The sequence below is a fragment of the Cyanobium usitatum str. Tous genome, from assembly GCF_003011885.1.
Classification (GTDB): domain Bacteria; phylum Cyanobacteriota; class Cyanobacteriia; order PCC-6307; family Cyanobiaceae; genus Cyanobium_A; species Cyanobium_A usitatum.
In genome coordinates, this window is sequence record NZ_PXXO01000005.1 from 46408 (window position 1) to 68510 (window position 22103).

Annotated in this window: 20 protein-coding genes and 1 pseudogene; 12 read left to right on the forward strand and 9 right to left on the reverse strand. The window is 63.1% G+C overall.

Features of this window, described 5'->3' with window-relative positions:
• Window positions 1–3: 3 nt before the first annotated feature.
• On the reverse strand, window positions 4–1338 hold the full coding sequence (locus tag C7K55_RS05600) for a histidine phosphatase family protein (protein ID WP_106502441.1): 1335 nt from the start codon (window positions 1336–1338) through the stop codon (window positions 4–6).
• Window positions 1339–1421: 83 nt separating this feature from the next.
• Here C7K55_RS05600 and C7K55_RS05605 point away from each other — a divergent pair, with 83 nt between their 5' ends.
• The 5 genes and pseudogenes from C7K55_RS05605 (at window position 1422) to C7K55_RS05625 (ending at window position 6763) form a co-directional block, all read left to right on the forward strand.
• Entirely contained in the window at window positions 1422–2837 is a 1416-nt protein-coding gene (locus tag C7K55_RS05605) for a CPBP family intramembrane glutamic endopeptidase (protein WP_106502442.1), read from the forward strand.
• Between the two features lie 66 nt (window positions 2838–2903).
• On the forward strand, window positions 2904–3377 hold the full coding sequence (locus tag C7K55_RS05610) for a hypothetical protein (RefSeq protein WP_241518206.1): 474 nt from the start codon (window positions 2904–2906) through the stop codon (window positions 3375–3377).
• A gap of 13 nt (window positions 3378–3390) precedes the next feature.
• Entirely contained in the window at window positions 3391–5208 is a 1818-nt protein-coding gene (locus C7K55_RS05615) for a peptidoglycan D,D-transpeptidase FtsI family protein (protein ID WP_106502443.1), read from the forward strand.
• Between the two features lie 116 nt (window positions 5209–5324).
• Window positions 5325–6311 (forward strand): annotated as a pseudogene (locus C7K55_RS05620) (transaldolase); the annotation flags it as partial.
• Between the two features lie 74 nt (window positions 6312–6385).
• A complete protein-coding gene (locus C7K55_RS05625) occupies window positions 6386–6763 on the forward strand; it encodes a Crp/Fnr family transcriptional regulator (protein WP_106502445.1) in 378 nt (125 codons plus the stop codon).
• Window positions 6764–6771: 8 nt separating this feature from the next.
• Here the strand turns inward: C7K55_RS05625 and C7K55_RS05630 are convergent, their stop codons facing one another.
• From C7K55_RS05630 to C7K55_RS05650, 5 genes are all read right to left on the reverse strand, one after another.
• The gene (locus C7K55_RS05630; RefSeq protein ID WP_106502446.1) at window positions 6772–7938 is read right to left on the reverse strand and encodes an NAD(P)/FAD-dependent oxidoreductase; all 1167 of its coding nucleotides are present in this window, start codon (window positions 7936–7938) and stop codon (window positions 6772–6774) included.
• Window positions 7935–8474, reverse strand: a complete 540-nt coding sequence (frr, locus tag C7K55_RS05635) for a ribosome recycling factor (protein ID WP_106502447.1) — start codon at window positions 8472–8474, stop codon at window positions 7935–7937. The genes C7K55_RS05630 and frr overlap by 4 nt, the downstream gene beginning before the upstream one ends.
• An 8-nt stretch (window positions 8475–8482) precedes the next feature.
• The gene (pyrH, locus tag C7K55_RS05640) at window positions 8483–9190 is read right to left on the reverse strand and encodes a UMP kinase (protein ID WP_106502448.1); all 708 of its coding nucleotides are present in this window, start codon (window positions 9188–9190) and stop codon (window positions 8483–8485) included.
• 65 nt (window positions 9191–9255) lie between these two features.
• Complete coding sequence (gene cobO / locus C7K55_RS05645) at window positions 9256–9939, reverse strand: cob(I)yrinic acid a,c-diamide adenosyltransferase (RefSeq protein ID WP_106502449.1); 684 nt, start codon at window positions 9937–9939, stop codon at window positions 9256–9258.
• Window positions 9936–11222 carry a site-specific integrase gene (locus C7K55_RS05650; protein ID WP_106502450.1) on the reverse strand — a complete coding sequence of 429 codons (1287 nt, stop codon included), beginning with the start codon at window positions 11220–11222 and terminating at the stop codon, window positions 9936–9938. Before C7K55_RS05650 ends, cobO begins: the two co-directional genes overlap by 4 nt.
• 121 nt (window positions 11223–11343) lie before the next feature.
• Between C7K55_RS05650 and hemH the strand changes: the two genes are divergently transcribed.
• The 5 genes from hemH to C7K55_RS05675 all read left to right on the forward strand — a co-directional run bounded on the left by hemH (window position 11344) and on the right by C7K55_RS05675 (window position 15681).
• On the forward strand, window positions 11344–12519 hold the full coding sequence (gene hemH / locus C7K55_RS05655; RefSeq protein WP_106502451.1) for a ferrochelatase: 1176 nt from the start codon (window positions 11344–11346) through the stop codon (window positions 12517–12519).
• 10 nt (window positions 12520–12529) lie between these two features.
• On the forward strand, window positions 12530–13153 hold the full coding sequence (locus C7K55_RS05660; RefSeq protein WP_241518207.1) for a M23 family metallopeptidase: 624 nt from the start codon (window positions 12530–12532) through the stop codon (window positions 13151–13153).
• A gap of 142 nt (window positions 13154–13295) precedes the next feature.
• Window positions 13296–15068, forward strand: coding sequence for a biosynthetic-type acetolactate synthase large subunit (gene ilvB / locus C7K55_RS05665; RefSeq protein ID WP_241518222.1), 1773 nt, complete (start codon window positions 13296–13298; stop codon window positions 15066–15068).
• A complete protein-coding gene (locus C7K55_RS05670) occupies window positions 15065–15454 on the forward strand; it encodes a hypothetical protein (protein WP_241518208.1) in 390 nt (129 codons plus the stop codon). The genes ilvB and C7K55_RS05670 overlap by 4 nt, the downstream gene beginning before the upstream one ends.
• Before the next feature lie 20 nt (window positions 15455–15474).
• Window positions 15475–15681 carry a GIVxVP protein gene (locus C7K55_RS05675; protein WP_106502454.1) on the forward strand — a complete coding sequence of 69 codons (207 nt, stop codon included), beginning with the start codon at window positions 15475–15477 and terminating at the stop codon, window positions 15679–15681.
• Window positions 15682–15704: 23 nt separating this feature from the next.
• On the opposite strand, the gene C7K55_RS05680 is transcribed toward C7K55_RS05675, so the two are convergent.
• The gene (locus C7K55_RS05680; RefSeq protein WP_106502455.1) at window positions 15705–16145 is read right to left on the reverse strand and encodes a hypothetical protein; all 441 of its coding nucleotides are present in this window, start codon (window positions 16143–16145) and stop codon (window positions 15705–15707) included.
• 147 nt (window positions 16146–16292) lie between these two features.
• Here C7K55_RS05680 and ppsA point away from each other — a divergent pair, with 147 nt between their 5' ends.
• Window positions 16293–18713 (forward strand): phosphoenolpyruvate synthase, encoded by a 2421-nt coding sequence (ppsA, locus tag C7K55_RS05685; protein WP_106502456.1) that lies wholly within the window; start codon window positions 16293–16295, stop codon window positions 18711–18713.
• A 32-nt stretch (window positions 18714–18745) separates the two neighbouring features.
• On the opposite strand, the gene C7K55_RS05690 is transcribed toward ppsA, so the two are convergent.
• A complete protein-coding gene (locus C7K55_RS05690) occupies window positions 18746–19837 on the reverse strand; it encodes a metallophosphoesterase family protein (protein WP_106502557.1) in 1092 nt (363 codons plus the stop codon).
• Window positions 19838–20087: 250 nt separating this feature from the next.
• Between C7K55_RS05690 and C7K55_RS05700 the strand changes: the two genes are divergently transcribed.
• Window positions 20088–21791, forward strand: coding sequence for an NAD(P)/FAD-dependent oxidoreductase (locus tag C7K55_RS05700; protein WP_106502558.1), 1704 nt, complete (start codon window positions 20088–20090; stop codon window positions 21789–21791).
• Here C7K55_RS05700 and C7K55_RS05705 read toward each other — a convergent pair.
• Window positions 21730–22092: an AbrB family transcriptional regulator gene (locus C7K55_RS05705; RefSeq protein ID WP_106502458.1), complete on the reverse strand. Its 363-nt coding sequence runs from the start codon at window positions 22090–22092 to the stop codon at window positions 21730–21732. The genes C7K55_RS05700 and C7K55_RS05705 overlap by 62 nt on opposite strands.
• Window positions 22093–22103: the final 11 nt, after the last annotated feature.

Below are 22103 nucleotides of genomic sequence, written 5' to 3' on the forward strand. Positions count from 1 at the left end.
AACTCAGAGAGCACCGGCGGCGGTGCGATCCAACACGCCCCCAAGATGGGTGGTGAGGTTCATGGCAGCCACCACAGGACGGCCAGCTGGACCCTCGGGGTAATCAATCACCGTGACACCGCCATTGCCCTGCTTGATGGCCCAGATGTCGGCGGGTTGCAGGCCCAGCAGCCCGCACAGGATGGTCTTGTTGACCGCGTCGTGGGCAACCACCAGGGCCGTTTCATCGGCTCGGAGGCTGGCAGCGATGCGAGCCCAGGTCGTTAAGGAGCGGTCCCATACCTCCTGGAGAGTCTCCCCCTCAGGCATCTGCACCGTGTGGGGTGCCCGCTTCCAATCGGCCAGCAGCTCGGGCCAACCGGCGGCGATCTCCTGCTCCAAGCGGCCCTCCCAGAGGCCGTGGCCGATCTCCACCAGGCCCGTGCTGCTGGTGAGGGGCACACCAGGATGGCTAGAGAGGATTGCCTCGGCTGTCTGGCGCGGCCTGGCCATGCAGCTGGTGTAAGCGCGATCGATGCTCACCGGGGCGAGAAAGCTGCCAGCGGCCTCGGCCTGGGAGCGTCCGTTGGCATTGAGGGGAATATCGATCTGGCCCTGAAAGCGACCCTCTCGGTTCCAGTCGGTTTCGCCGTGACGCACTAACAGCAGTCGGGCGCCTGAAGCTTTAGGGGGCAGGGGCTCACCAAGGTGGGCTACCCCATTGAGCGACTCCACCTGGACGCCGCCCTTGCTGACATTGAGCACAGAGATGGAACAGTTGTCGACCCGCAGCCGGCGGAAGCCGCTGAGGGGCAGCTCCAGCAGGGCTAGTAATAGGCAACGCAAGATGGCGTTATGGGCCACCACGAGCACGGTCTGGGGAGGGGCCTGATCGTCAGCTAGCGCGGCGGCATGGCGATCAAACAGAAAATGGCGGAACTGCTGGGCCTGGGCCATCAGCTCCGGCAAAGGCAGGTAAGAGCTGCCATCAGGGCGCTGCAGCTCAAGCAACTCAGGGGCCTGGCGCCATTGCTGCTCCTGCTCGGGGTAGCGCTCCCGCAACTCCTGTCGCAGCAGACCGCTCCAGGGGGCCAGATCAATTTCCAGCAGCCCTTCCGCCTGTTCGGCAACCAGGCCCTGGCCCTGCTCGGCTAGGAGCAGACGGGCGGTTTCAGCGGCTCGCCGCAAAGGGGAGCAGTAGGCAGCAGCGCAGGTCAGATCACGCAGGGCCGCCCCTGTGGCACAGGCCTGGCTTTGGCCAGTTGCCGTCAGGCTCGACAGGTCGTCGCGGCCCTGGATCCGATGCTCCACATTGAAGCTGCTCAGCCCATGGCGCACCAGCACAATCCGAAGGGGCACGGGCTCGTCGCTGCTTAGATCCCATCGTATGGGAGGGGTGCGGTCCAGAATCCCGAAACCGGTGCGCCCTGGAGGGCCTGCGTTTGAACGCCAGTCCCCCCCCCCAACCCCGCCAGAACGCTGGATGGACCACTGGACTTGCCCTGCTGAGCCTGGTGCTCAGCGGCCTGCTTTGGATCACTGGCCTGGTGGACAGCCTGCAACGCCCATCTGTGGGCAATTCCCTGGAGCTGCGCCAACTGGAGCTGACCGCCCTGGCAGCACCAGCACTGCCGGCTGGCCTGCGCCAAGCCCTCACCGGCGCCAACCCCCTCGAGGCCCTGCGCCTTGATCTGCTGAAACAGTTAGATGGCAATCCCGTGCCGCCAGCACCGCAGCAAGAGCTGCAACTAGCCCTCCTGGAGCTTCAGGCCGGCCAGGGAAGTGCGGCACGCCAGCGGTTGCAAGAGCTAAACCAGCAGGTGCCACCTGAGCAGCGACTGCTGCTCAAGGCCCTGGTCGAACCAGCACCCAGAGCCGCCAGCCGCGACCCAGAGCAAGCGGCACAGGACCAACTACTTCAGGGCTGGGGCCTGTCTCCCCTAAGCAGCCAACTGGTGTGCCAAGCCCTAAGTAATCCCCAAGTTGCTTGTGGAGATCGCGCCGCCCAGCAGGTAGCAGTGCTGCGCCTACTCGGAACCTCCGTACTGCCGATACTGCTGCTACTGCTGGGCTCAGCCCTGCTACTGCGCGAGCTGTGGCTGCGCTGGCGCGGCAAGGCAGCCCCGCCCGCCCCCCTGTTAGGTCCACCCCTCACCCTGGCGGAGGTGACCCTGCTGATCGCTGGCGGGTTCGTGGTGCTGGGCGAGCTGGTGATGCCCCTTGTGCTGGCGCCGCTGCTGCAGGGGGTGCTTAAACCGTTGTCCAGCCAGCCTGCCCTGCAACAGGGATTGCTGGTGTTGGGCCTCTACAGCGGCTTGATGGCAGCGCCACTTGTTTTGTTGTGGAGCCAGCTGCGACCCCACGGACCCGGGCCCCAGGGGGGCTGGTTGCAGTGGCACTGGCGACCGCTGGCCAGTGCGCTGAGCCGAGCTTTGCTGCAGGTGTTGCTGGTGTTGCCGCTGGTAGCACTGGTGGGATGGCTGCTGGAGCGTTTGGTTGGCGATCCCGGTGGCAGCAATCCCCTGCTTGAGCTCGTACTCAACAGCGCCAATCCCCTTGCCCTGCTTTGTTTCGCCATCACTGCCCTGGTGCTGGCACCCCTATTTGAGGAAACCCTTTTCCGGGGGGTGCTGCTGCCTGTGCTGGCCCAGCGCTGGGGGGGGCCTGCTGCAGTGGTGGTGAGCGCCCTGCTTTTTGGTATCGCCCACCTCAGCCTGGGAGAACTGCCACCTTTATTTGTGTTGGGGCTAGGGCTGGGCTGGCTCCGGCTGCAGAGCGGACGGCTCGGGCCCAGTGTGCTGATGCACAGCCTCTGGAATGGCCTCACCTTTGCCAATTTGTTGTTACTTGCTGGCTAAGCGTCTGCCAGCTATTGCTGCCTGGCGCCAAGGGTGGTTCAATCGCGCAGTGCATTGCCCCTTCCCTTGGTTGCCTCCCTTTCGCCCCGGCAGGCTCCAGAGCGCAGCGTGACTGCAGGGGCTAATCCAAGTCGCAAGCTGCAGAAACGCACGCTCAAGCTGATCCAGGGTTCGCTCTCCGGCCGTAAACTTGAACGCCGCGCACCCTGGATCTCCAACCTGCACCGGGCCACCGATGGCACCCTGGCTGGTCTGGGAATCTGCATGCTTGCCCTCAGTGCCCTAACCCTGCACTGGCAAAACCAATGGGGTGTGAGCTATCAGCAGATGGAGTCGTCCCAGGTGCTGGAGCACAAGCTGCAGGAATCAGCTGCCCTGCTGGAACAGCACCACCTCGGCGCCGTGAAGCGCCCAGGTTGGCTGGTACCCACCAGCAGCGAAAAACTCATTTATCTGCCGGCCCCGAGCGTGGCCTCAGCTGAATCCGGCTTGCCACTGCTGAGCAACCTGCCCCTGCGCCAGATCCGGACTGGCTACTGATGGCAATAATTCAATGAACAGCAGCCGTAAGCGCGGTCCGGTTCGGGCTCCTCGCAGCTCCCAGCAACGGGTGGTAGCGATCCAACCAGTGCCCGCTGGACGCCTGCTCGCTGTTTACGGCTTGCTCTGTGCCGGTTTAGTTGGCCTGGCGGGTCGGCTGGCCTGGCTCCAGGTGGTGGATGCCACCAACCTGCAGACCCGGGCCCATGCCATCCAGACCCAAACCACCAAGCCCATTGGCAAGCGGCGCACGATCGTCGATCGCAACGGCCGTCTAGTGGCTCTCGATGAGCAGCGCTTCACGCTCTGGGCCCATCCCCGTTATTTCAACTTCCCAGGCGACGACCCCCAGAAGATCCGCACGGCAGATGAGGTGGCCGGAAAATTGGCGGCCGTACTCGCCCAGCCCAAGCCAGCCCTACTGCAAACCATGGCCGGCCGGCCCAGCGGCGTGAAGCTGCGCACCGACCTCGACCCTGAAACGGCAGAACGGGTAAGGCAACTGGGCATTAGTGGTCTCGATCTAGAGGCTTATCCACACCGCATCTATCCCCAGGGCTCCCTTTTCGCCAACGTGGTGGGTTTTCTCAACCTGGAACGCGTTCCCCAGGCTGGCCTGGAGCAAAGCCGCGACAGTGATCTCAAGCGCCAGGAGACTGCCTTGCAGATGCGCCGCGGCGCTGATGGCACCCCTTTACCAGCCGGCCTAACGGCCGGCTCCCTCTACGGCGACGACCTGCGCCTACAGCTCACCCTTGACTCCCGTTTGCAACAGGTAGCCCTTCAGGCCCTGGCAAAGCAGGTGAAGAAGTGGAACGCCAAGCGCGGCGCGGCATTGGTAATGGATGTGCGCAATGGCGAAATGCTGGCGCTGGCTTCCACACCCACCTACGACCCCAATAAGTTCTGGACCTCTAATCCCGGGCTGTTCCGCGAATGGTCTGTGCAGGACCTCTACGAACCTGGCTCCACCTTCAAGCCGATCAACCTGGCGGTGGCCTTGCAGGAAAAAGCCATTGAGGCAAATGGTCGCGTTGCCGACACCGGCCAGCTCAGCATCGGCGGCTGGCCGATCTTCAACCACGACAAACGGGCTAACGGGTTAATCGATTTTCCTACCGTTTTGCAGGTGTCGAGCAACGTCGGCATGGTGAAGGCCATGGCCCAAGTGAAGCGCGATCGCTTCTGGCACTGGCTGCGCACGATGGGGATTGACGAAATCCCCGACACCGACCTGCCAGGGGCGGTGGCAGGCGAGCTCAAGTCGCGCAAGGACTTCACCGGCCAGGCGATCGAACCTGCTGTTGCCGCCTTTGGCCAGGGGTTTTCCCTCACCCCGCTGAAGTTGTTGCAACTTCACGCCATGCTTGCCAACGGCGGCCGTCTGGTGAGTCCGCACATCACCCGCGGACTGCGCTCCGGCGATGCCCTAGCCAGCGCAGCCGGAGGCAGTGGTCTCCAGTTGCTTGATCCAGGCGTCACCCGCACGGTGATGGCCTGGATGGAATCGGTGGTGGACAACAGCAGCGGCCTGGGTATGAAGATTCCCGGTTACCGCATAGGCGGCAAGACCGGCACCGCCCAGAAAGCTGAACGTGGTGTCTACATCCCAGGGGCCCTGATCACCAGCTTTGTGGGCCACCTGCCCATCGACGATCCCCGCTATGTGGTGCTGGTGGTGGTTGATGAGCCCAAGGGAGGCAATACCTTCGGTTCCACGGTGGCAGCGCCAGTAGCTCGCCAGATCATCGATGCCCTGCTGGTGCTGGAGCGGATCCCCCCTTCCCACCCAAAGGAGTTGCAGAAAGCAGTCGCTAAGCCCCGCGCCTGAGCGCCTGTGGCCGTTCCCTGAAGGAAGGCCCTCGCCGCTGGGATAACCCGAAAACACTGGCTAGCGTGATTGCACACCGGGTCGATGCCCCGCCATCAGCCCCCCTCTTCCAGCCAATGGCCAACCTGCTCGACCAACTCGCCGCCATGACCGTGGTGGTGGCCGACACCGGTGACATCGACGCGATCAAGCAGTTCACGCCCCGCGACGCCACCACCAATCCATCGCTGATCCTGGCGGCAGCCCAGATCCCCACCTACCAGAATCTGATCGACCTCTCCTTGCAGGAGTCGCGCCAAGTGATGGGTGCCGATGCCGGCGCCGATGCGGTGGTTCGCGAAGCCCTCGATGAAATTTGCATCACCTTCGGCAAGGAGATCCTCAAGATCGTTCCGGGGCGTGTTTCCACTGAAGTTGACGCCCGCCTCAGTTACGACACCGAGGCAACGATCACCAAGGCCCGTAAACTCATAGGCCTCTACAACCAAGCCGGCATCAGCAACGACCGGGTACTGATCAAGGTGGCCTCCACCTGGGAAGGGATACGCGCAGCTGAACAACTGGAACGGGAAGGTATCCACTGCAACCTCACACTCCTCTTCGGGTTTGCCCAGGCCGTCGCCTGCGCGGAGGCCGGCGTCACTCTTATCTCTCCATTCGTGGGGAGGATCCTCGATTGGTACAAAAAGAGCAGCGGCCGTGAAGGCTATCCAGGTCCAGAAGATCCCGGTGTGATCTCCGTAACCCAAATCTTCAATTACTTCAAGACCTACGACTACAAAACGGAGGTTATGGGGGCCAGCTTCCGCAACATTGAAGAGATCATTGAACTGGCCGGTTGCGACCTTCTGACGATTTCGCCGGCGCTGCTTGATCAGCTGCGCCACACCGATGGCGAGCTAGAGCGCAAGCTCAACTCCTTCGACCCCGCCCCTACCGACTCCCAGATCCACCTCGACGAAGATAGTTTCCGTCAGATGCTGGCCGCCGATCCAATGGCCACCGAGAAACTCGATGAGGGCATCCGTGGTTTCTGCAAGGCCATCGAAACCCTCGAGGCCCAGCTAGCCCACCGCCTTGGCGAACTGGAAGACGCTCCTGCCCTTGTGGGGACCGGCTTGACCCAGGCTTAACCGAGGTGGGCCACACTGGCCATTAAGTACAGAATATTGGCCTAGTGAACGCCCTCGACACCATGCGCGCCTTGGCCAGCAACGGTGAGGTTGTCAGCCTTGAGCCCGGAGAGCTGATTTTTAGCTCTGGAGAGGCCGGCGACTGCATGTTTGGCTTACTTGAAGGATCGGTCCAGCTCAGCTGGAACGGCGACCAAGCCCACGAACAGATCAACGTCGGCGATGTATTCGGGGCAGGCGCACTGGTGACGAGTGATCACCGCCGCTACGGCAATGCCATGGCCCTAACCGCCTGCAAGGTGCTGGTGATGAACAGGGAAAAGTTTTTGTTTGCCGTGCAGGAATCGCCGATGTTTGCGATTGAGCTGCTGGGATCAATCGACCAGCGGCTGCGCCAACTCAAGGACTGCACCAAGATCTGACCCGACCTTCAATTGCGCTGAAACAGCAGTCTCCGGATCACACGCTGGGCAATATCGCCATATCCCATCTCGCCGGAAAGGATCTGGGCGATCCGCTGGGGAGCCGTAGGCCGCTTTATGCCGAGTTGGTAGCCAACCCGCGGCACCCGGTAGAACACCTGGGCGATGCGCTTGCCCCAGGCCATCGAGGCGCCCCACTCAGCCCGCATCCGATTGCTGTAGCCCACCAGGGCCTGACTATCGCCGGCTAGCCAGGGAATCAGAGCTTCGGCGGCCCGGCAGCCGCTGATCAGGGCAGGCCGTAGCCCCTCGGCCAGGAAGGGGTCGCAGAGGGAGGCGGCATCGCCCACCACCAGCAAACCGGCATTGGCACCCTGGCCATGCAAGGGGTGGTGGCCATCCCAGATGCGTAGGCAGCCAGGCTGGCGAACGCCTGCAAGCGGCGGCAGGCTGAGGCTGGGCAGCAGCTGGCTGAGCACCGCATCGGCATTGGCGGGGTCTCGGCCAATGAAGGTGCCCACGCCAATGCTGTAGCCACCCTTGCGGGGGAAGGTCCAGCAAAAACCGTGGCGCACCAGGCCAAATTCAAAGCGGGCCGTGCTCGGGTCGCTCACCTCGCAATCCACCTCCACCGACACTGTTTCGGCGTAGCGGGGCTGGCTTGGACCAAGGCCATGGCGAGCCGCCAACAGGGAGCCTGAGCCATCGGCGATGACCACGGCCCGGGCCTTTAGCTGCAGCGCTTTTCCCTCCGGCCCGCGGGACTGAAGCTGCCAGCAATCGCCTGCCCGCTGCAGGCTTTCCACCGCTACATCAGTTAGGAAAGTAGCTCCAGCGGTCTGGGCCTGCTCCACCAAATAAGCATCGAGCACGGAGCGGCGCACGATCCAGAAGGGAGAATCACCGGGCAGGACCGCCGTAACCGGGTCGTCCAGGCACCAGGTGAAGCGCACCTGGTCAATCACCGAATCAACGGCAGGGCTGAGATCGAAGGGAAATAGCCCCTGCATCGAGGCCGCCATGCCACCGCCGCAGGGCTTGGATCGGGGGAAGCTGGCTCGCTCTAGCAGCAGCACCTCTAAACCGCCAGCGGCTAGGTGGAAGGCAGCAGCAGCGCCAGCCGCACCAGCGCCGACCACCGCCACATCAGCCACGCCAGCCGGCGAGCTGGTCACACCTTGAGGATGTCAGCTTCCTTAGTAACCAGAAGCTTCTCAAGCTCAGCGATGAATTTATCGGTGAGCTTCTGCACCTTCTCCTGTTCGTCGCGGCTCTGATCTTCGGAGAGATCGCCGTCTTTTTCCTGCTTTTTTACCCTGTCAATGGCGTCACGGCGCACGTTGCGCAGAGCAACCTTGCCCTCCTCGGCATATTTGGCAGCCAGCTTGCAGAAATCCTTACGGCGCTCTTCGGTGAGGGGTGGGATATTGATTCTGATCACCTTGCCGTCGTTGTTGCAGGTGAGACCCAGGTCACTCATGGAGATGGCCTTTTCGATCAGGCCCATCGAACCGCCATCAAAGGGCTGGATCTGAATCGTCTGGGAATCGGGGGTGGAGATGGTGGCGAGGGATTTCAGCGGCGTTTCAGCGCCGTAATAATCCACGGAAATCTTGTCGAGCAGGGAGGGGTTGGCTCGACCGGTACGGATGGTGTTGAAGGTGCGTTGGGTCGATTCCAACGACTTGCGCATGCTGGCTTCCAAATCCATGGCTGGTGTCAGGGGTGAATACGGGTACCAATCGGGTCTCCGGCCACGGCTCGGCCAATGTTGCCGGGGCCGAACAGGTCAAACACCACGATTGGGATGGAGTTGTCCTTGCAGAGGGCAATGGCGGTGCCGTCCATCACCTCCAGCTCGGAGCTGAGCACCTCCAGGAAGGAGAGACTCTCGAAGCGCACCGCATCGGCGTGCTTATTGGGGTCTTTGTTGTAGACCCCATCCACTTTGGTGGCCTTGAACACCACATCGGCGCCGATTTCAGCAGCCCGTAGGGCGGCGGTGGTGTCGGTGGTGAAAAAGGGATTGCCTGTGCCAGCAGCGAAGATCACCACCCGGCCCTTTTCCATGTGGCGGATCGCCTTACGGCGGATGTAGGGCTCGGCCACCTCCTGCATCGAGATAGCGCTCTGCACCCGGGTGGGCACCCCGGCCCGCTCCAGACCATCCTGAAGGGTGATGGCATTCATCACTGTGGCCAGCATGCCGACATAGTCGGCGGTGGCCCGATCCATGCCAGCGGCCGATCCCTTCAGGCCGCGGAAGATGTTGCCCCCGCCCACCACGATCGCCAGCTGGGTGCCACCGGCAACGCAGGCAGCCACATCTGATGCAATCGACTGCACGATCTCAGGATCGATGCCATAGCCCTGCTCACCCATCAGCGCTTCGCCGCTGAGCTTGAGGAGAACGCGCTTGAAGCCCATTGATACCCCTGATCTGCCGGAGCGTAGCAACGGCCTTGCGAATTAACCTGCCGCCGCGGCCAGGCTCAGAACTCAATCCCCCGTTGAGCCTTCACGCCTTGCTCCCTGAAGGGGTGGCGCACCAGCTTCATTTCGGTCACCAGGTCGGCCCGCTCCAGCAGCTGCGGCGGCGCGCCCCGGCCCGTCAGGGCAACGTGAGTGAGCTCCGGCCGCAGGTCCAGTCCGGCAAGCACCTCTTCAATCCCCAGGTAACCCAGCTTGAGGGCGACATTTACCTCGTCGAGCACCACCAGCTTGCGACTGGCATCCGCGAGGTAGGCCAACGACTGCTCCCAGGCCTGCTGCACCAGCTGCCGATCACGATCCCGGTCTTGGGTTTCCCAGGTGAAGCCTTCGCCCAGGGCGTGCCAGTGCAGCGCCTCCCCAAACAGCTCCAGGGCTTTTGCCTCCCCGGGCTGCCAGCCCCCTTTGATGAACTGCACCACCGCCACCTGGTCGCCATGACCCAGGGTGCGCAGCGCCAGGCCAAGGGCCGCCGTGGTTTTGCCCTTGCCATCGCCGGTGAACACCAGCACCAGGCCCTTTTCCAAGTTGCGCTCACCAACCCGTTGTTGCTGCACCTCCTTGCGACGGGCCATGCGGCGGCGATAGCCGTCCTGATCAGCTTCTGGCGCCAGATCACCGCCGGGACCAAGCTCCGCCGCTGCCGCATCAAGGCTTGAGGCTTGGTCGCTGGGGTGCTGATTCACGGAGTTAGCAAAGCGGTGACACCACTGTGGCGGTGACGGGCTAGGGCCGCATCCACCGCCTGCTGCTGGTCTCGTCGGGTGATCCAGTGGTGATAGGTGCGGGTATGAATAGCCACCGAGTGGCCCATCATCCGGGCCGCGACCGTGTCCGGCAGGCCGATATGAATGGTTCGAACCGCCCAGGCATGGCGCAGGTCGTAGGGGGTGATCGGCAACTCATAGCGGCGAAACTGCTCAGCCACCCGGCGGCCCACCTGCTGCAGGGTCGTGTGGCGCAGGTCGGTTGCCACCGCTGGCAGGGGCGGCTGGGAACCCCCCAGCTGCTCCAAGCCGAAATGCTCCACCCAGTCGGGCTGGAAAGGCCACACCTGATGTTCACCGGTCTTGGAGGTGGGCAGCACCCGAATCACCCGGTCACCACCTGGGGCAAGGGCCGAAAGATCACAGAAGAACACCTCGTGATTGCGCAATCCGTAGGTGGCCATCAAGCCGTAGGCCAGGCGCCATGCCGGATTGGGGATCTGCTCGGCCCACAACAAAATCTGAGGATCACCCGGAAGCCGCCGGAACTGGGCCGCATGTAGGCCATAACCAGCAGCCCTCTCACTCCAGTTATCGGGCAGGTCGAGCTCAAAGTGGCGAGCCAGGGCGGCTAGGGCGGTGCCGCACTGCTGGCGGCTGCGACTGCTGGCGGCATAGCTCTCTAGCGCCATTTCGAGTAGGGGCAGACCCAAGGGCAGGTCGCGCTCGGCCGCAACGGCCGCCAGGCGCCTCAGGTAGGGCAGGTAGGCGCTGCTCCAGGTGGTGCGACAACCGGCAGGGTTGCGGCGGCGGCGGGGATCGGCAAAAAATGCTGCCTCAAAAGCTGCCAACCCCAGCAAATCGTCCGCGGCGGGCTGAGTAGCTGCCGGCAACCATGAAGTTGAGGGTGAAGGTGGCTGAGCTTGTTGAACCCCCCAGGCACTCCATGCGAAGCGCCCTTGCTGCAGCTGACGCAACACCTCTTTAAGCCGCTCCCTAGCCAGCTCAAGACCAGCAGTATCGGCAGGCAGCCCGAGACTGATGCGCTGCACCGGGTGGCGGCCCGAGCCCCTGCGACAGGGAAGGGGTCCGCGCAGGCCCAACCTTTGGCCGCGCAGCTCTATGCGCAAGGAGACTCCGGCTTGGGCTAGGGCTTGGTTTGCCTGGGCGAGACCGATCTGCAAGTTGGCCAAGGCTTCAGTGGAAACTGCTGAGCTGGCATCTGCCCTAGCCAGATCCAGTTCCACCGCTGCTTTTGCCATGGCCCAACACAGAGGCTGACGTTCCAGCACGCAATTCGACGTTATCGATCCTGCGCCTTTGTCGCTAGGGGAGGAGCGGCAGCGTTACGCTCTCATACTCTGAGCCGCGTGGAACGAGGGCATGGCCAAAGTTGGCGTGCTGCTGCTGAACCTCGGTGGACCCGAGCGTATCCAGGACGTTGGGCCGTTTCTTTACAACCTATTTTCCGATCCGGAAATAATTCGGTTGCCCAATCCAGCCCTACAAAAACCGTTGGCCTGGTTGATTAGTACCCTGCGGGCTGGCAAGTCCCAGGAGGCGTACCGCTCCATCGGTGGTGGTTCGCCGCTGCGGCGTATCACCGAGCAACAGGCCCGCGAACTGCAGAGCGAACTGCGCACTCGCGGCATCGAAGCCACCAGCTATGTGGCTATGCGCTACTGGCATCCCTTCACCGAGTCGGCTGTGGCCGACATCAAGGCCGACGGGGTTGAGGAGGTGGTAGTGCTGCCCCTCTATCCCCACTTCTCGATCAGCACCAGCGGATCGAGTTTCCGCGAGCTCCAACGGTTGCGCCAGGCCGACAGTGGCTTTTCCCGGCTGCCGATCCGCTGCATTCGCAGCTACTACGACGACCCCGGCTACGTGGGTGCCATGGCTGGCTTGGTTGCCCGCGAAATCCAGGCTTGCCCCGAGCCCTCAAAAGCCCATGTGTTTTTTAGTGCCCATGGGGTGCCTAAGAGCTATGTGGAGGAGGCGGGCGACCCCTACCAAAAAGAGATCGAAGCCTGCGCCCAGCTGATCATGGAGCGCCTTAGTCGCGATCTGGGCTTCGCCAATCCCTTCACGCTCGCCTACCAGAGCCGGGTAGGTCCGGTGGAGTGGCTTAGGCCTTACACAGATGATGCCCTGCAGGATCTCGGCGCCGCTGGCATCAAGGATTTGGTGGTGGTGCCAATCAGTTTCGTCAGCGAGCACATTGAGACCCTCGAGGAGATCGATATCGAATACCGGGAGATAGCGACCGAGGCAGGCATCATCAATTTCCGGCGTGTGCCAGCCCTAGACACCACCCCGGCCTTCATCAACGGCTTGGCCGATCTGGTGCAGCAGGCCATGGCTGGGCCCGAGGTGAACCTCGACCAGGCCGCCGAATTGCCCAGCAAGGTGAAGCTGTATCCCCAGGACAAATGGGCCTGGGGCTGGAACAACAGCTCTGAAGTTTGGAATGGGCGCTTGGCGATGGTGGGATTTTCCGCTTTCCTGCTGGAGCTACTCAGTGGCAAGGGACCACTGCATTCGCTGGGCCTGCTCTGAGCGCCTTCTAATGCAGAGCCGTCTAATGCAGGGCCTTCTAATGCAGAGCGGACTGATCGCGGCGGCGGTCATGTTCAGCGGCAGCGCCGGCCTGCTGCTTTCCAGCTCGGCGGGGCTGGCCCAGAGTCGCTGGCAGATGGGGGTTTTTCCCGTCACCAGCTTCCTGGCCTACACCAGCCATTTTGGTACCCGCACCGGCCCCTGGGGTCGGGTAGAGCCCCATTACGGCCTTGATATCGCAGCTCCCATGGGATCGCCGATCCGCAACTGGTGGGCTGGCTCGGTGCAGGACGTGATCAACGACGGAGGCTGCGGCTTGGGGCTGGTGATTCGTTCGGGCGATTACGAGCACATCTACTGCCATTTGTCCGGCCGGGTTTCAGGCGGCACCTACAGCAGTGGTCAGGTGCTGCTGCGCCAGGGCCAGGGCGTGCGCACGGGGCAACTGATCGGCCATGTGGGCATGAGCGGCCGCACTACTGGTCCTCACCTGCATTGGGGCATGCGCCATGGCGGCCGCTGGCTAGACCCAGCCCAGATCCTGCGAGCTATGGCAGCCGGCAGGCGCCAGCAACCGGGGCGGGCAACTGCCCCGAAAGCGCCGCCGGCAACTAGGGTTGCCTTAATCCGTTAACCGCCAAGTTGATTGGCCTGCAGCAGCCGTGACGCTGACGCCCCTCGCCTCTGCGGCCCAGTCCGCAACCGCCACAACTAGTGGTGATGACACTGCTGCTGAAGCTTTTGCTCCTCAGCGAGTAAACGGCGGCTATGCCCTTATGGACGCCCTGCATCGCCATGGGGTGAGCCACATCTTTGGCTATCCCGGCGGCGCGATCCTGCCCATCTATGACGAACTGCACAAGGCAGAGTCCCGTGGCTGGTTGAAGCACATCCTGGTGCGCCATGAGCAGGGCGGCACCCATGCGGCCGATGCCTACGCGCGAGCCACCGGCGAAGTTGGCGTCTGCTTTGGAACTTCGGGGCCTGGCGCCACCAACCTGGTCACCGGTATCGCCACCGCCCAGATGGACTCGGTGCCGATGGTGGTGATCACCGGGCAGGTGCCACGGGCCTCGATTGGCACCGACGCCTTCCAGGAAACCGACATCTTCGGCATAACCCTGCCGATCGTGAAGCACTCCTGGGTGGTGCGCGATCCCCGCGATATCGGCAGGATCGTGGCTGAAGCCTTTTTGATTGCAGCCAGTGGCAGGCCCGGCCCGGTGCTGATTGACGTGCCCAAGGACGTCGGTCTGGAGGAATTTGACTACACGCCGGTGGCTCCGGGCTCGGCGATTCCAGCTGGATTCAAGTTGCCACCCAGCCCCGACCCCGAGGCCGTTGCCGCGGCTCTGGCCTTGATCCGCCAAGCCCGTCGCCCCCTGCTCTACGTCGGTGGCGGAGCCATCAGCAGCGGGGCCCATGGCGCCGTGAAACAGCTGGCCGAACGCTTCCGCCTGCCTGTCACCACCACCTTGATGGGCAAGGGAGCCTTCGATGAGAAGCACCCTCAATCGGTGGGCATGCTCGGCATGCACGGCACCGCCTATGCCAATTTCGCAGTCACAGAGTGCGATCTGCTGATTGCCACCGGTGCCCGTTTCGACGACCGGGTCACAGGCCGGCTGGATGGCTTTGCGCCCCGGGCCCAGGTGATCCACATCGATATCGACGCGGCGGAGATGGGCAAAACCCGTCTACCCGATGTGGCCTTGGTGGCCGATGTCCAGGCCGCGCTAGCAGCCCTTCTGGCTGCCTCAGCCCAGGACAGCTCGGAGGGCCGCACCGAGGCCTGGTTGCAGCGCATCGACAGCTGGAAGCAGAACTATCCCCTGGTGGTGCCCGATCCGGAGGGAGACATCGCCCCCCAGGAAGTGATTGTCGCCCTGAGGGAGCTGGCACCAGATGCCTTCTACACCACAGATGTGGGCCAACACCAAATGTGGGCCGCCCAGTTTCTACACAATGGACCTCGGCGCTGGATCAGCTCGGCGGGCCTTGGCACGATGGGTTTCGGCATGCCCGCAGCCATGGGCGTGCAGACCGCCTTCCCGGATGAGCAGGTGATCTGTGTTGCCGGCGACGCCAGCATCCTGATGAATATTCAGGAACTGGGCACTCTCAGCCAATACAACCTGCCGGTGAAGGTGGTGGTGATTAACAACGGCTGGCAGGGCATGGTGCGCCAGTGGCAGGAGAGCTTCTACGGAGAGCGCTACTCGGCCTCGGAAATGACCAATGGCATGCCGAATTTCGCAGCTCTAGCGGAAGCCTTCGGCGTTAGGGGCGTGCGCATCGACGAACGGGCCAATCTCCGCCAGCAATTGCAGGAGGCCCTTGACCATCCCGGGCCTGCCTTCATCGATGTCAAGGTGCGCCGCAACGAGAACTGCTATCCGATGGTGCCCCCAGGCGCCAGCAACGCCCAGATGGTGGGGCTGCCATCCCATCCGGAGCTAGCTATCGACACGAGCCGCCATTGCCACTCCTGCGGTAGCACCACCGAAAGTGCTCACCTGTTCTGCCCCAGCTGCGGCGCCAAGCTTTGAGATGGCTCGCCGCATTGCTGGCGGTTTTATTGGTGTGGCCTGGAGCCGCCTTGGCGGCAGAGGTGCTGCAGGTGCGGGGGGCAACCCTGCTGCAGCTAGGCGACCAAAACCGAAGCTACACGGTGCAGCTGGCCTGTGTGGAGGTAGCTGAAGCTCAGCAGGCTGAGGCAGTGGCTTGGCTACGCCAAGCCGTTCCTCGCCACACCCGCGTCAATTTGCGGCCGATGGGCCAAAACCAGGGTGTGCTGTTGGCAAGGGTTCAGCCGCTTGCTCCCGTGCGTGGCAGCACAAACCAAGCGGCAGATCTGGGCAGCGGATTAATCGCAGCCGGTCTGGCCCAAGCCGACTCCCACGCCAGCGCCGACTGTGCCAACGTCGCAGCCTGAATGAGGCCCCTTATCTACCCATGAGTCTGAATCGCACAGCCAAGGGCATCGTGCTGGTGCCCTCCCTGCTGCTGGGGGGAGCCTTCCTGGCGGCGGGTGTATGGAGTGAGGGCCCCGCGGCTAGTAATAAAACCCTAGCCCTTAGCTTGGGCGGATTACTGATGGCGGCTGGGCTACTGGCCCAACTCCTACCGGAGAGCAATCCAGAGACTTCCGACTCCGACTGATCTCCAGTTAAAGGGCAAGCTGTTTACTTCTTGGGCTGGGCTTTGGAGGCCTGGGCTATGTACTGGGCGATCACTTCGTCCACAAATTTTTTGTCGTCGGCGGAGATCTTGGCGTAACAGCCCTGCTTAACCCGGACAACAATCTGCACAATGCTTCCATTGACAATCTGGGCGGCTTCAAGCTTGCCGCTGCCAGCTATCTGACCGTCATGGGCAGCGGTCACCACGTAGGTGATCGCCTTGGCATTGGAGATAACGGCGTTCTGCACGGCCAATTTTTGCTCCACCGCCAGCTCACAGACGTTGACGGCGGCTGCGAGAGCCAGATCGTCCATGGTCTCCAGGCTGACTGGCTTGGCCGCAGCGGCGGAGGCCGCAGCCGACTGGGCGAAGACAGGAGCTCCCAGCAGAGCGGTGGTACTTAGGGCGGAAGCAGCGATCCAGGCGAGGGAAAAGCGAGACACAGAAACTTGCGAGCAACGAAAAAGCTTCACCCCACTGTGCCACCTATTTCGAACCAGCGGCAGGGGGTGTGGGGCCTGCATCGCTGGCTTCACAGTTAAGACAACGCCCCAAGCAGGCGCCAGATTCAGGGTGGCTGCCAACTACCCATGCCAACTACCCATGCCAACAGCCGCGAACTGCTCGTCGTGCCGTTCGCGGCAGTTGGCATCGGGGCGATAGCCGAGGTGGGCGGCAAAAACGCCTCCCTCGGCGAAATGATCCGCGAGCTCGCGGGCCAGGGTGTGCGGGTGCCTGGAGGCTTCGCCACCACAGCCGCCGCCTACCGCCAGCTGTTGCGCAGCAACGACCTCAGAACTCCACTGCAGGACCTACTCCAAAACCTGGATGCTGATGATCTCGGTGCCCTGCAGGCCGCCGGCAAAGCCGCCCGCAACCTGCTGCTGAACACCACCCTGCCCGCCGACCTCAGCGAAGCGATCCTGGCCGCCTATCGAGAGCTGGCCACACCAGAGGGCGTTTTGCCAGCGGTAGCAGTGCGCTCGAGCGCCACAGCCGAAGACCTGCCCGATGCCAGCTTTGCTGGCCAGCAGGAGACCTTCCTCAATATTCAGGGCGAAGCTGCCCTGCTGCAGGCCTGCCGGCGTTGCTACGCGTCGCTGTTCACCGACCGGGCCATCTCCTACCGCCAGCTCAATGGTTTTGACCACCTCGAGGTCGCCCTTTCGATCGGTGTGCAGCGCATGGTGCGCTCCGACCTGGCCTGCGCCGGGGTGATGTTCAGCATTGACACCGAGACAGGCTTCCGCGACGCGGTGCTACTCACCGCCGCCTACGGCCTCGGTGAAAACGTTGTTCAGGGCGCCGTTAACCCCGATGAAGTGCTGATTTTTAAGCCAACGCTTGAGCAGGGCTTTGCGCCGATCCTCAGCAAGCGACTGGGCAGCAAGGCGATCCGGATGGTGTACGGGGAAGCGGGGATCACCGTGACAAACGAGCCCGTGCCGGAAGCCGAGTGCAACCGCTTCGCCCTCAGCGATGACGAGTGCCTCACCCTGGCCCGCTGGGCCTGCCAAATCGAGCGTCACTACAGCGACAAGCGTGGCGCCCCCACGCCGATGGATATCGAGTGGGCAAAAGATGGCCTCTCAGGCGAGCTGTTCATCCTCCAAGCCCGTCCGGAAACCGTGCAGTCGCGGCAGCAGCAGGCGGTGCTGCGCAGCTGGCACCTGGAGCCCCATCAGGCGCAAACCCTGGTGAGCGGCCGCGCCATCGGCGCCTCGGTGAGCAGCGGCGTAGCCCGGGTGATTAAGGATCCCGGCGAAATCAGCCGTTTTGAGGCTGGCGACCTACTGATCACCGAACGCACCGACCCCGACTGGGAACCAATCCTCAAACGAGCCAGCGGCGTGGTGACCGACCAGGGCGGCCGCACCTGCCATGCGGCGATCATTGCCCGCGAGATGGGCATTACGGCCATAGTCGGCACCGGCGATGGCACCCAGCGCATCCAGGACGGCGACGCCATCACGATCAGCTGCTGCGAAGGCGATGTCGGCCGGGTGTACCGGGGCAACCTGCCGTTCAGCGTCACGGAGCAGGCCATTGGCGATCTGCCCGTCACCCGCACCCAGATCTTGATAAGTGTGGGCAATCCGGAGGAGGCCTTCAACCTTGCGGCCATTCCCTGCGACGGGGTGGGCCTGGCCAGGCTGGAGTTCATCATCGCCAATCACATCAAGGTGCACCCGCTGGCCCTGCTACAGCCTGAGCGGGTTGCTGACGCCGAGCAGCGGCAGCAGATAGCCCGGTTAACGGCTGGTCACACCAGCCCCGCCGAGTACTACGTGGATCTACTGGCCCAGGGCATGGCCCGCATTGCAGCGGCTTTCTATCCCAGGCCGGTGATCCTGCGCTTTTCCGATTTCAAGAGCAATGAATACGCTCGCCTGCTTGGGGGAGCTGCGTTTGAACCCAGCGAGGAGAATCCGATGCTCGGCTGGCGGGGCGCCTCCCGCTACTACGCCCCCGCCTTCCGCGCTGCTTTTGCCCTTGAATGCCAGGCCCTTAAACGGGTGCGCGATGCCATGGGACTCACCAATGTGATCCCGATGGTGCCTTTCTGCCGCACTCCCGAGGAGGGGGATCGGGTGTTGGCCGAAATGGCCGGCTCCGGCCTGGTGCGGGGTGAAAACGGGCTTGAGGTGTATGTGATGTGCGAGCTACCAAGCAACGTGATCGCGGCAGAGGCGTTTGCCGAGCGCTTCGATGGCTTCTCGATCGGCTCCAACGACCTCACCCAGCTCACCCTGGGGCTGGATCGCGATTCAGCCTTGGTGGCTGAGTTGTTTGACGAGCGCCATCCGACCGTGAAGTCCATGATTCGCCTGGCAATCCAAAGCGCTAAACGCTGCGGCCGCAAGATCGGCATCTGCGGCCAAGCCCCCAGCGACTACCCCGATTTTGCTCGCTTCCTGGTGGAGGAGGGCATTGATTCGATCAGCCTCAACCCCGACGCCGTGATCGCCACCCGCCTTGAGGTGGCCAGGATCGAGGCCAGCTTGGCCTGAGCCGCCAACCGCAGCTCACAAAACCCCATCTCTCAGCCGATCCGCCGCAGCGACGGTCCCATGCTGGGTTGAATCTGGGCAGGTAGCTGCTGGCTGCTGATCGACTCCAGGGTGGTCATGTTGTAGCTGGTGTAGGTCGTGCGTCCCGCGCCATCGCCCTGGGGCCAGAAGGCATCGATCACGGTGAGGGTCTGCACCGGAGCCGTGCTGTCCTGCAGCCGGCGGCGCGGACCGCTGCCCAGGGCGCCGAGGTTCAGCAGGTCCAGTTGACCCACCCGGCCAGGGAAGAAGGCGTGATGGTGGCCGCTGATGTAGGCATGGGCGCCGGTGCGCTCCAGCAACTGGCGCAGGGCCTCGCTCTGCTGCAACACCTCGCCAGGCCGGTCCCGGCCTTCTCCTACGGCCAGCAGCGGCAGGTGGCCTAGCACCAGCCGCAACCGAGCCGATTGGGCCTCGGGGCTGCGCAGCTGGCGCTCGGCCCAGGCCACCTGTTCGGCGGGCAGGGCGGCCGAGGAGGCATCCCACACCAGCAGGAAAAGGTCGTGCTGACGCACGCTGTAAGCAAAGGGAAAGCGGCTGGCATCAACAAACTTCAGCCCCAAGGCATTCTGCTGGCCGCGCCAATAACGCTCGGCCTCCTGGCGATCGAGCTCAAATATGTATTTGCCTGCAGAGCGGGCGGAAGAGGCGTCGTGGTTGCCCATGGTGATCGCCACCGGCAGCCCAGCCCGCTCCAGAGGTGCCAGCAGTTGGCGGTGGAAGGAGGCCCACATGGCGCTGAGGTGTACCCGGCTGAGGCCCTGCTTCTGGCCCGCCACCATGTCGCCGCCGCAGAGCACCAGATCGGGTTTCCAGCTGGGGATCAGTTCAACGGCCCGCAGCACCTCCGGCAGGTAGCTGGTGGAGCCGTAGCTGCTGTTGAGATCACTGATCGCCACCAGGCGCAGGTCTCCTCGGGGCGGCAGCAGCGGTTTGGCACCGCCTCGAGGGGCGGCAGCGGCATCAGGGCTCAGGCCTGATGCCGCCAAGGCTGCCACTCCCAAGCCAGCCAAGCTGAGGAAGCCACGTCGGGAGACGAATGCGCCAGGCCAGGTGAGGTTCTTCGGCGTGCTGCGCTGGAACATGCCCATGGTTTAGCGCCTCGCCTAGGCAGACAGACGCCAGAGCAAGGTGCCGTGGGCCGTGGCTCGCAGCACACAAAGGACCGCAAGGGCCATGCAAAGGGGGCAGTGGGTAATCGACAAAGAATCGATGCCGCATCGACCTCCAGCCTGGCAGCCCAATCCAATTTCAGGCGCAGTGGAGCCCAGACTGCTGAAATAACGCCATGAATCAGCGCCCGGTTCCCGTGCAGGCGCCCCCATGGAGTCGGTAGTGCTGCGCCTGAGCGAATTGAAGCTGCCCCTCGACCACAGTGAGGCCGACCTGGCGGCGGCAGTGCTGAGGCGCCTGCGGCTCGCCCCCGATCAACTACTTGGGTTACGGCTGGTTAAGCGCAGCGTTGATGCCCGCAAGAGCGCGGCGATCACCCTCGTTTACAGCCTGGATCTGGATTTGGACCTTGATGCCCGGGCCGAGGCCAGGCTCCTGAAGCGCTTTGCCGGCGACCCCCACCTGCGGCCCAGCCCCGACACGACTTATCACCCCGTCGTAAGCGGAGCCAACGCTGGAAAGCTGCGACCAGTGGTGGTGGGAGCTGGTCCCTGCGGCTATTTCGCGGCCCTGCTGCTGGCCCAGATGGGGTTTCGTCCCCTATTGCTGGAGCGGGGCAAGGCGGTCAAGGAGCGCAGCGCCGACACCTTCGGCTTTTGGAAGGGGAGCGCAGACTTCAATCCCGAATCCAATGCCCAATTTGGCGAGGGTGGGGCTGGCACCTTCTCCGACGGCAAGCTTTACAGCCAGGTGAGCGAAGCCAAGCCCTACGTGCGCAAGGTGCTTGAAGAGCTAGTTGCCGCAGGCGCTAACCCTGACATCCTCACCCTGCACCACCCCCACATCGGCACCTACAAACTGGCCACGGTGGTGCGGGGGTTGCGGCAGCGAATCGAGGCCCTAGGGGGCGAGGTGCGCTTCGAGTGCCGGGTAGACGGCCTGGAGCTAAATCCGGTGGACCGCTCCATTCAGGGTCTGCAGCTCGATAGCGGCGAACGAATTGCCGCCACCCAGGTGGTGCTGGCCCTTGGCCACAGCGCCCGGGACAGCTTTGAGATGTTGAAAACCGCCGGCGTGGCGATGCAGCCCAAGCCTTTTGCCGTTGGTCTACGCATCGAACACCCCCAGAGCCTGATTGACAGGGCCCGCTGGGGGCAGGCCGCCGGCCACCCGCGCCTGGGCCCTGCTGAATACAAGCTGGTGCATCACTGCCGTGAGACAGCCAACTTGGGCCGCAGTGTCTACAGCTTTTGCATGTGCCCGGGGGGATTGGTGGTGGGGGCTACCTCGGAGCCAGGTCGAGTAGTTACCAATGGCATGAGCCAGCACACCCGCAATGAACGCAATGCCAACAGCGGCATCGTGGTGGGTATCGAGCTAGCCGATCTGACGCCCTATGGGGAAAGAGACGACGATCCCCTCGCCGGCGTTGCTTTTCAGCGCTATTGGGAGGGGCGCGCCTTTGTTACAGGCGGATCTAACTACCAAGCACCTGCCCAGCGGGTTGGAGATTTCCTCGCCAACCGCTCAAGTGAGGGCAGTGGCGGAGTGATTCCTTCATACCAACCAGGAGTTTGCTATGGGAATTTGGCTGGCTGCCTACCGGAGTTCGTGCTGACAGCTATCCGAGAGGCCCTGCCCGCCTTTGATCGCCGCATTCCAGGCTTCCTAATGGGCGATGCCCTGCTCACCGGTGTAGAGACCCGCACCTCGTCGCCCGTGCGGCTACCCAGAGACGAAATAACCCTGGAGTGTGGCAACACCCCAGGGTTATACCCAGCAGGCGAGGGAGCTGGTTATGCCGGAGGAATCCTCTCCGCAGCAATTGATGGCATCAAGGTGGCCGAACAGGTAGCTCTGTCGATCACTCTTCCTCGTCCTCAGCACCCAGTGGTACCAAGCGAATCTGTTTGCGACCCAACTTGATTTCGAACTCATCGCCAGGCTTGAGGTCAAGCATGCCCGTATAAGCCTTGCCGACCATCAAGTTGCCGTTGAACTGGACCTTGGTGTTGAAGCTGAGTTTGCGGCCGCCCTTCCCGGTTTTGGCTGCACCGCCAAAATCGACTCCCTTGGCATTCAAGAGAGCCTCGTAGAAGGCTGTGAAGTTCAGCCGTTCCGAACCGTCTTTTTTGTGGGAGACATAGCCGCAAGCGCGAACCAAGTCAGTCTTGCTCACATCCCCGAGTTCTTTGACCTTGGCAAGGAGGTCGACACCAGTGAGCATTGATGATAATT

What these genes read in the sequence shown, in the direction of transcription:
- C7K55_RS05615 (WP_106502443.1), top strand. Translation starts at nt 3,391, where the DNA reads ATGAACAGCAGCCGTAAGCGCGGTCCGGTTCGGGCTCCTCGCAGCTCC.
- C7K55_RS05660 (WP_241518207.1), top strand. Translation starts at nt 12,530, where the DNA reads ATGCAGAGCCGTCTAATGCAGGGCCTTCTAATGCAGAGCGGACTGATC.
- ilvB (WP_241518222.1), top strand. Translation starts at nt 13,296, where the DNA reads ATGGACGCCCTGCATCGCCATGGGGTGAGCCACATCTTTGGCTATCCC.
- frr (WP_106502447.1), bottom strand. Translation starts at nt 8,474, where the DNA reads ATGGATTTGGAAGCCAGCATGCGCAAGTCGTTGGAATCGACCCAACGC.
- hemH (WP_106502451.1), top strand. Translation starts at nt 11,344, where the DNA reads ATGGCCAAAGTTGGCGTGCTGCTGCTGAACCTCGGTGGACCCGAGCGT.
- pyrH (WP_106502448.1), bottom strand. Translation starts at nt 9,190, where the DNA reads ATGGGCTTCAAGCGCGTTCTCCTCAAGCTCAGCGGCGAAGCGCTGATG.
- ppsA (WP_106502456.1), top strand. Translation starts at nt 16,293, where the DNA reads ATGCCAACTACCCATGCCAACAGCCGCGAACTGCTCGTCGTGCCGTTC.
- C7K55_RS05690 (WP_106502557.1), bottom strand. Translation starts at nt 19,837, where the DNA reads ATGTTCCAGCGCAGCACGCCGAAGAACCTCACCTGGCCTGGCGCATTC.
- C7K55_RS05675 (WP_106502454.1), top strand. Translation starts at nt 15,475, where the DNA reads ATGAGTCTGAATCGCACAGCCAAGGGCATCGTGCTGGTGCCCTCCCTG.
- C7K55_RS05650 (WP_106502450.1), bottom strand. Translation starts at nt 11,222, where the DNA reads ATGGCAAAAGCAGCGGTGGAACTGGATCTGGCTAGGGCAGATGCCAGC.
- C7K55_RS05705 (WP_106502458.1), bottom strand. Translation starts at nt 22,092, where the DNA reads ATGCTCACTGGTGTCGACCTCCTTGCCAAGGTCAAAGAACTCGGGGAT.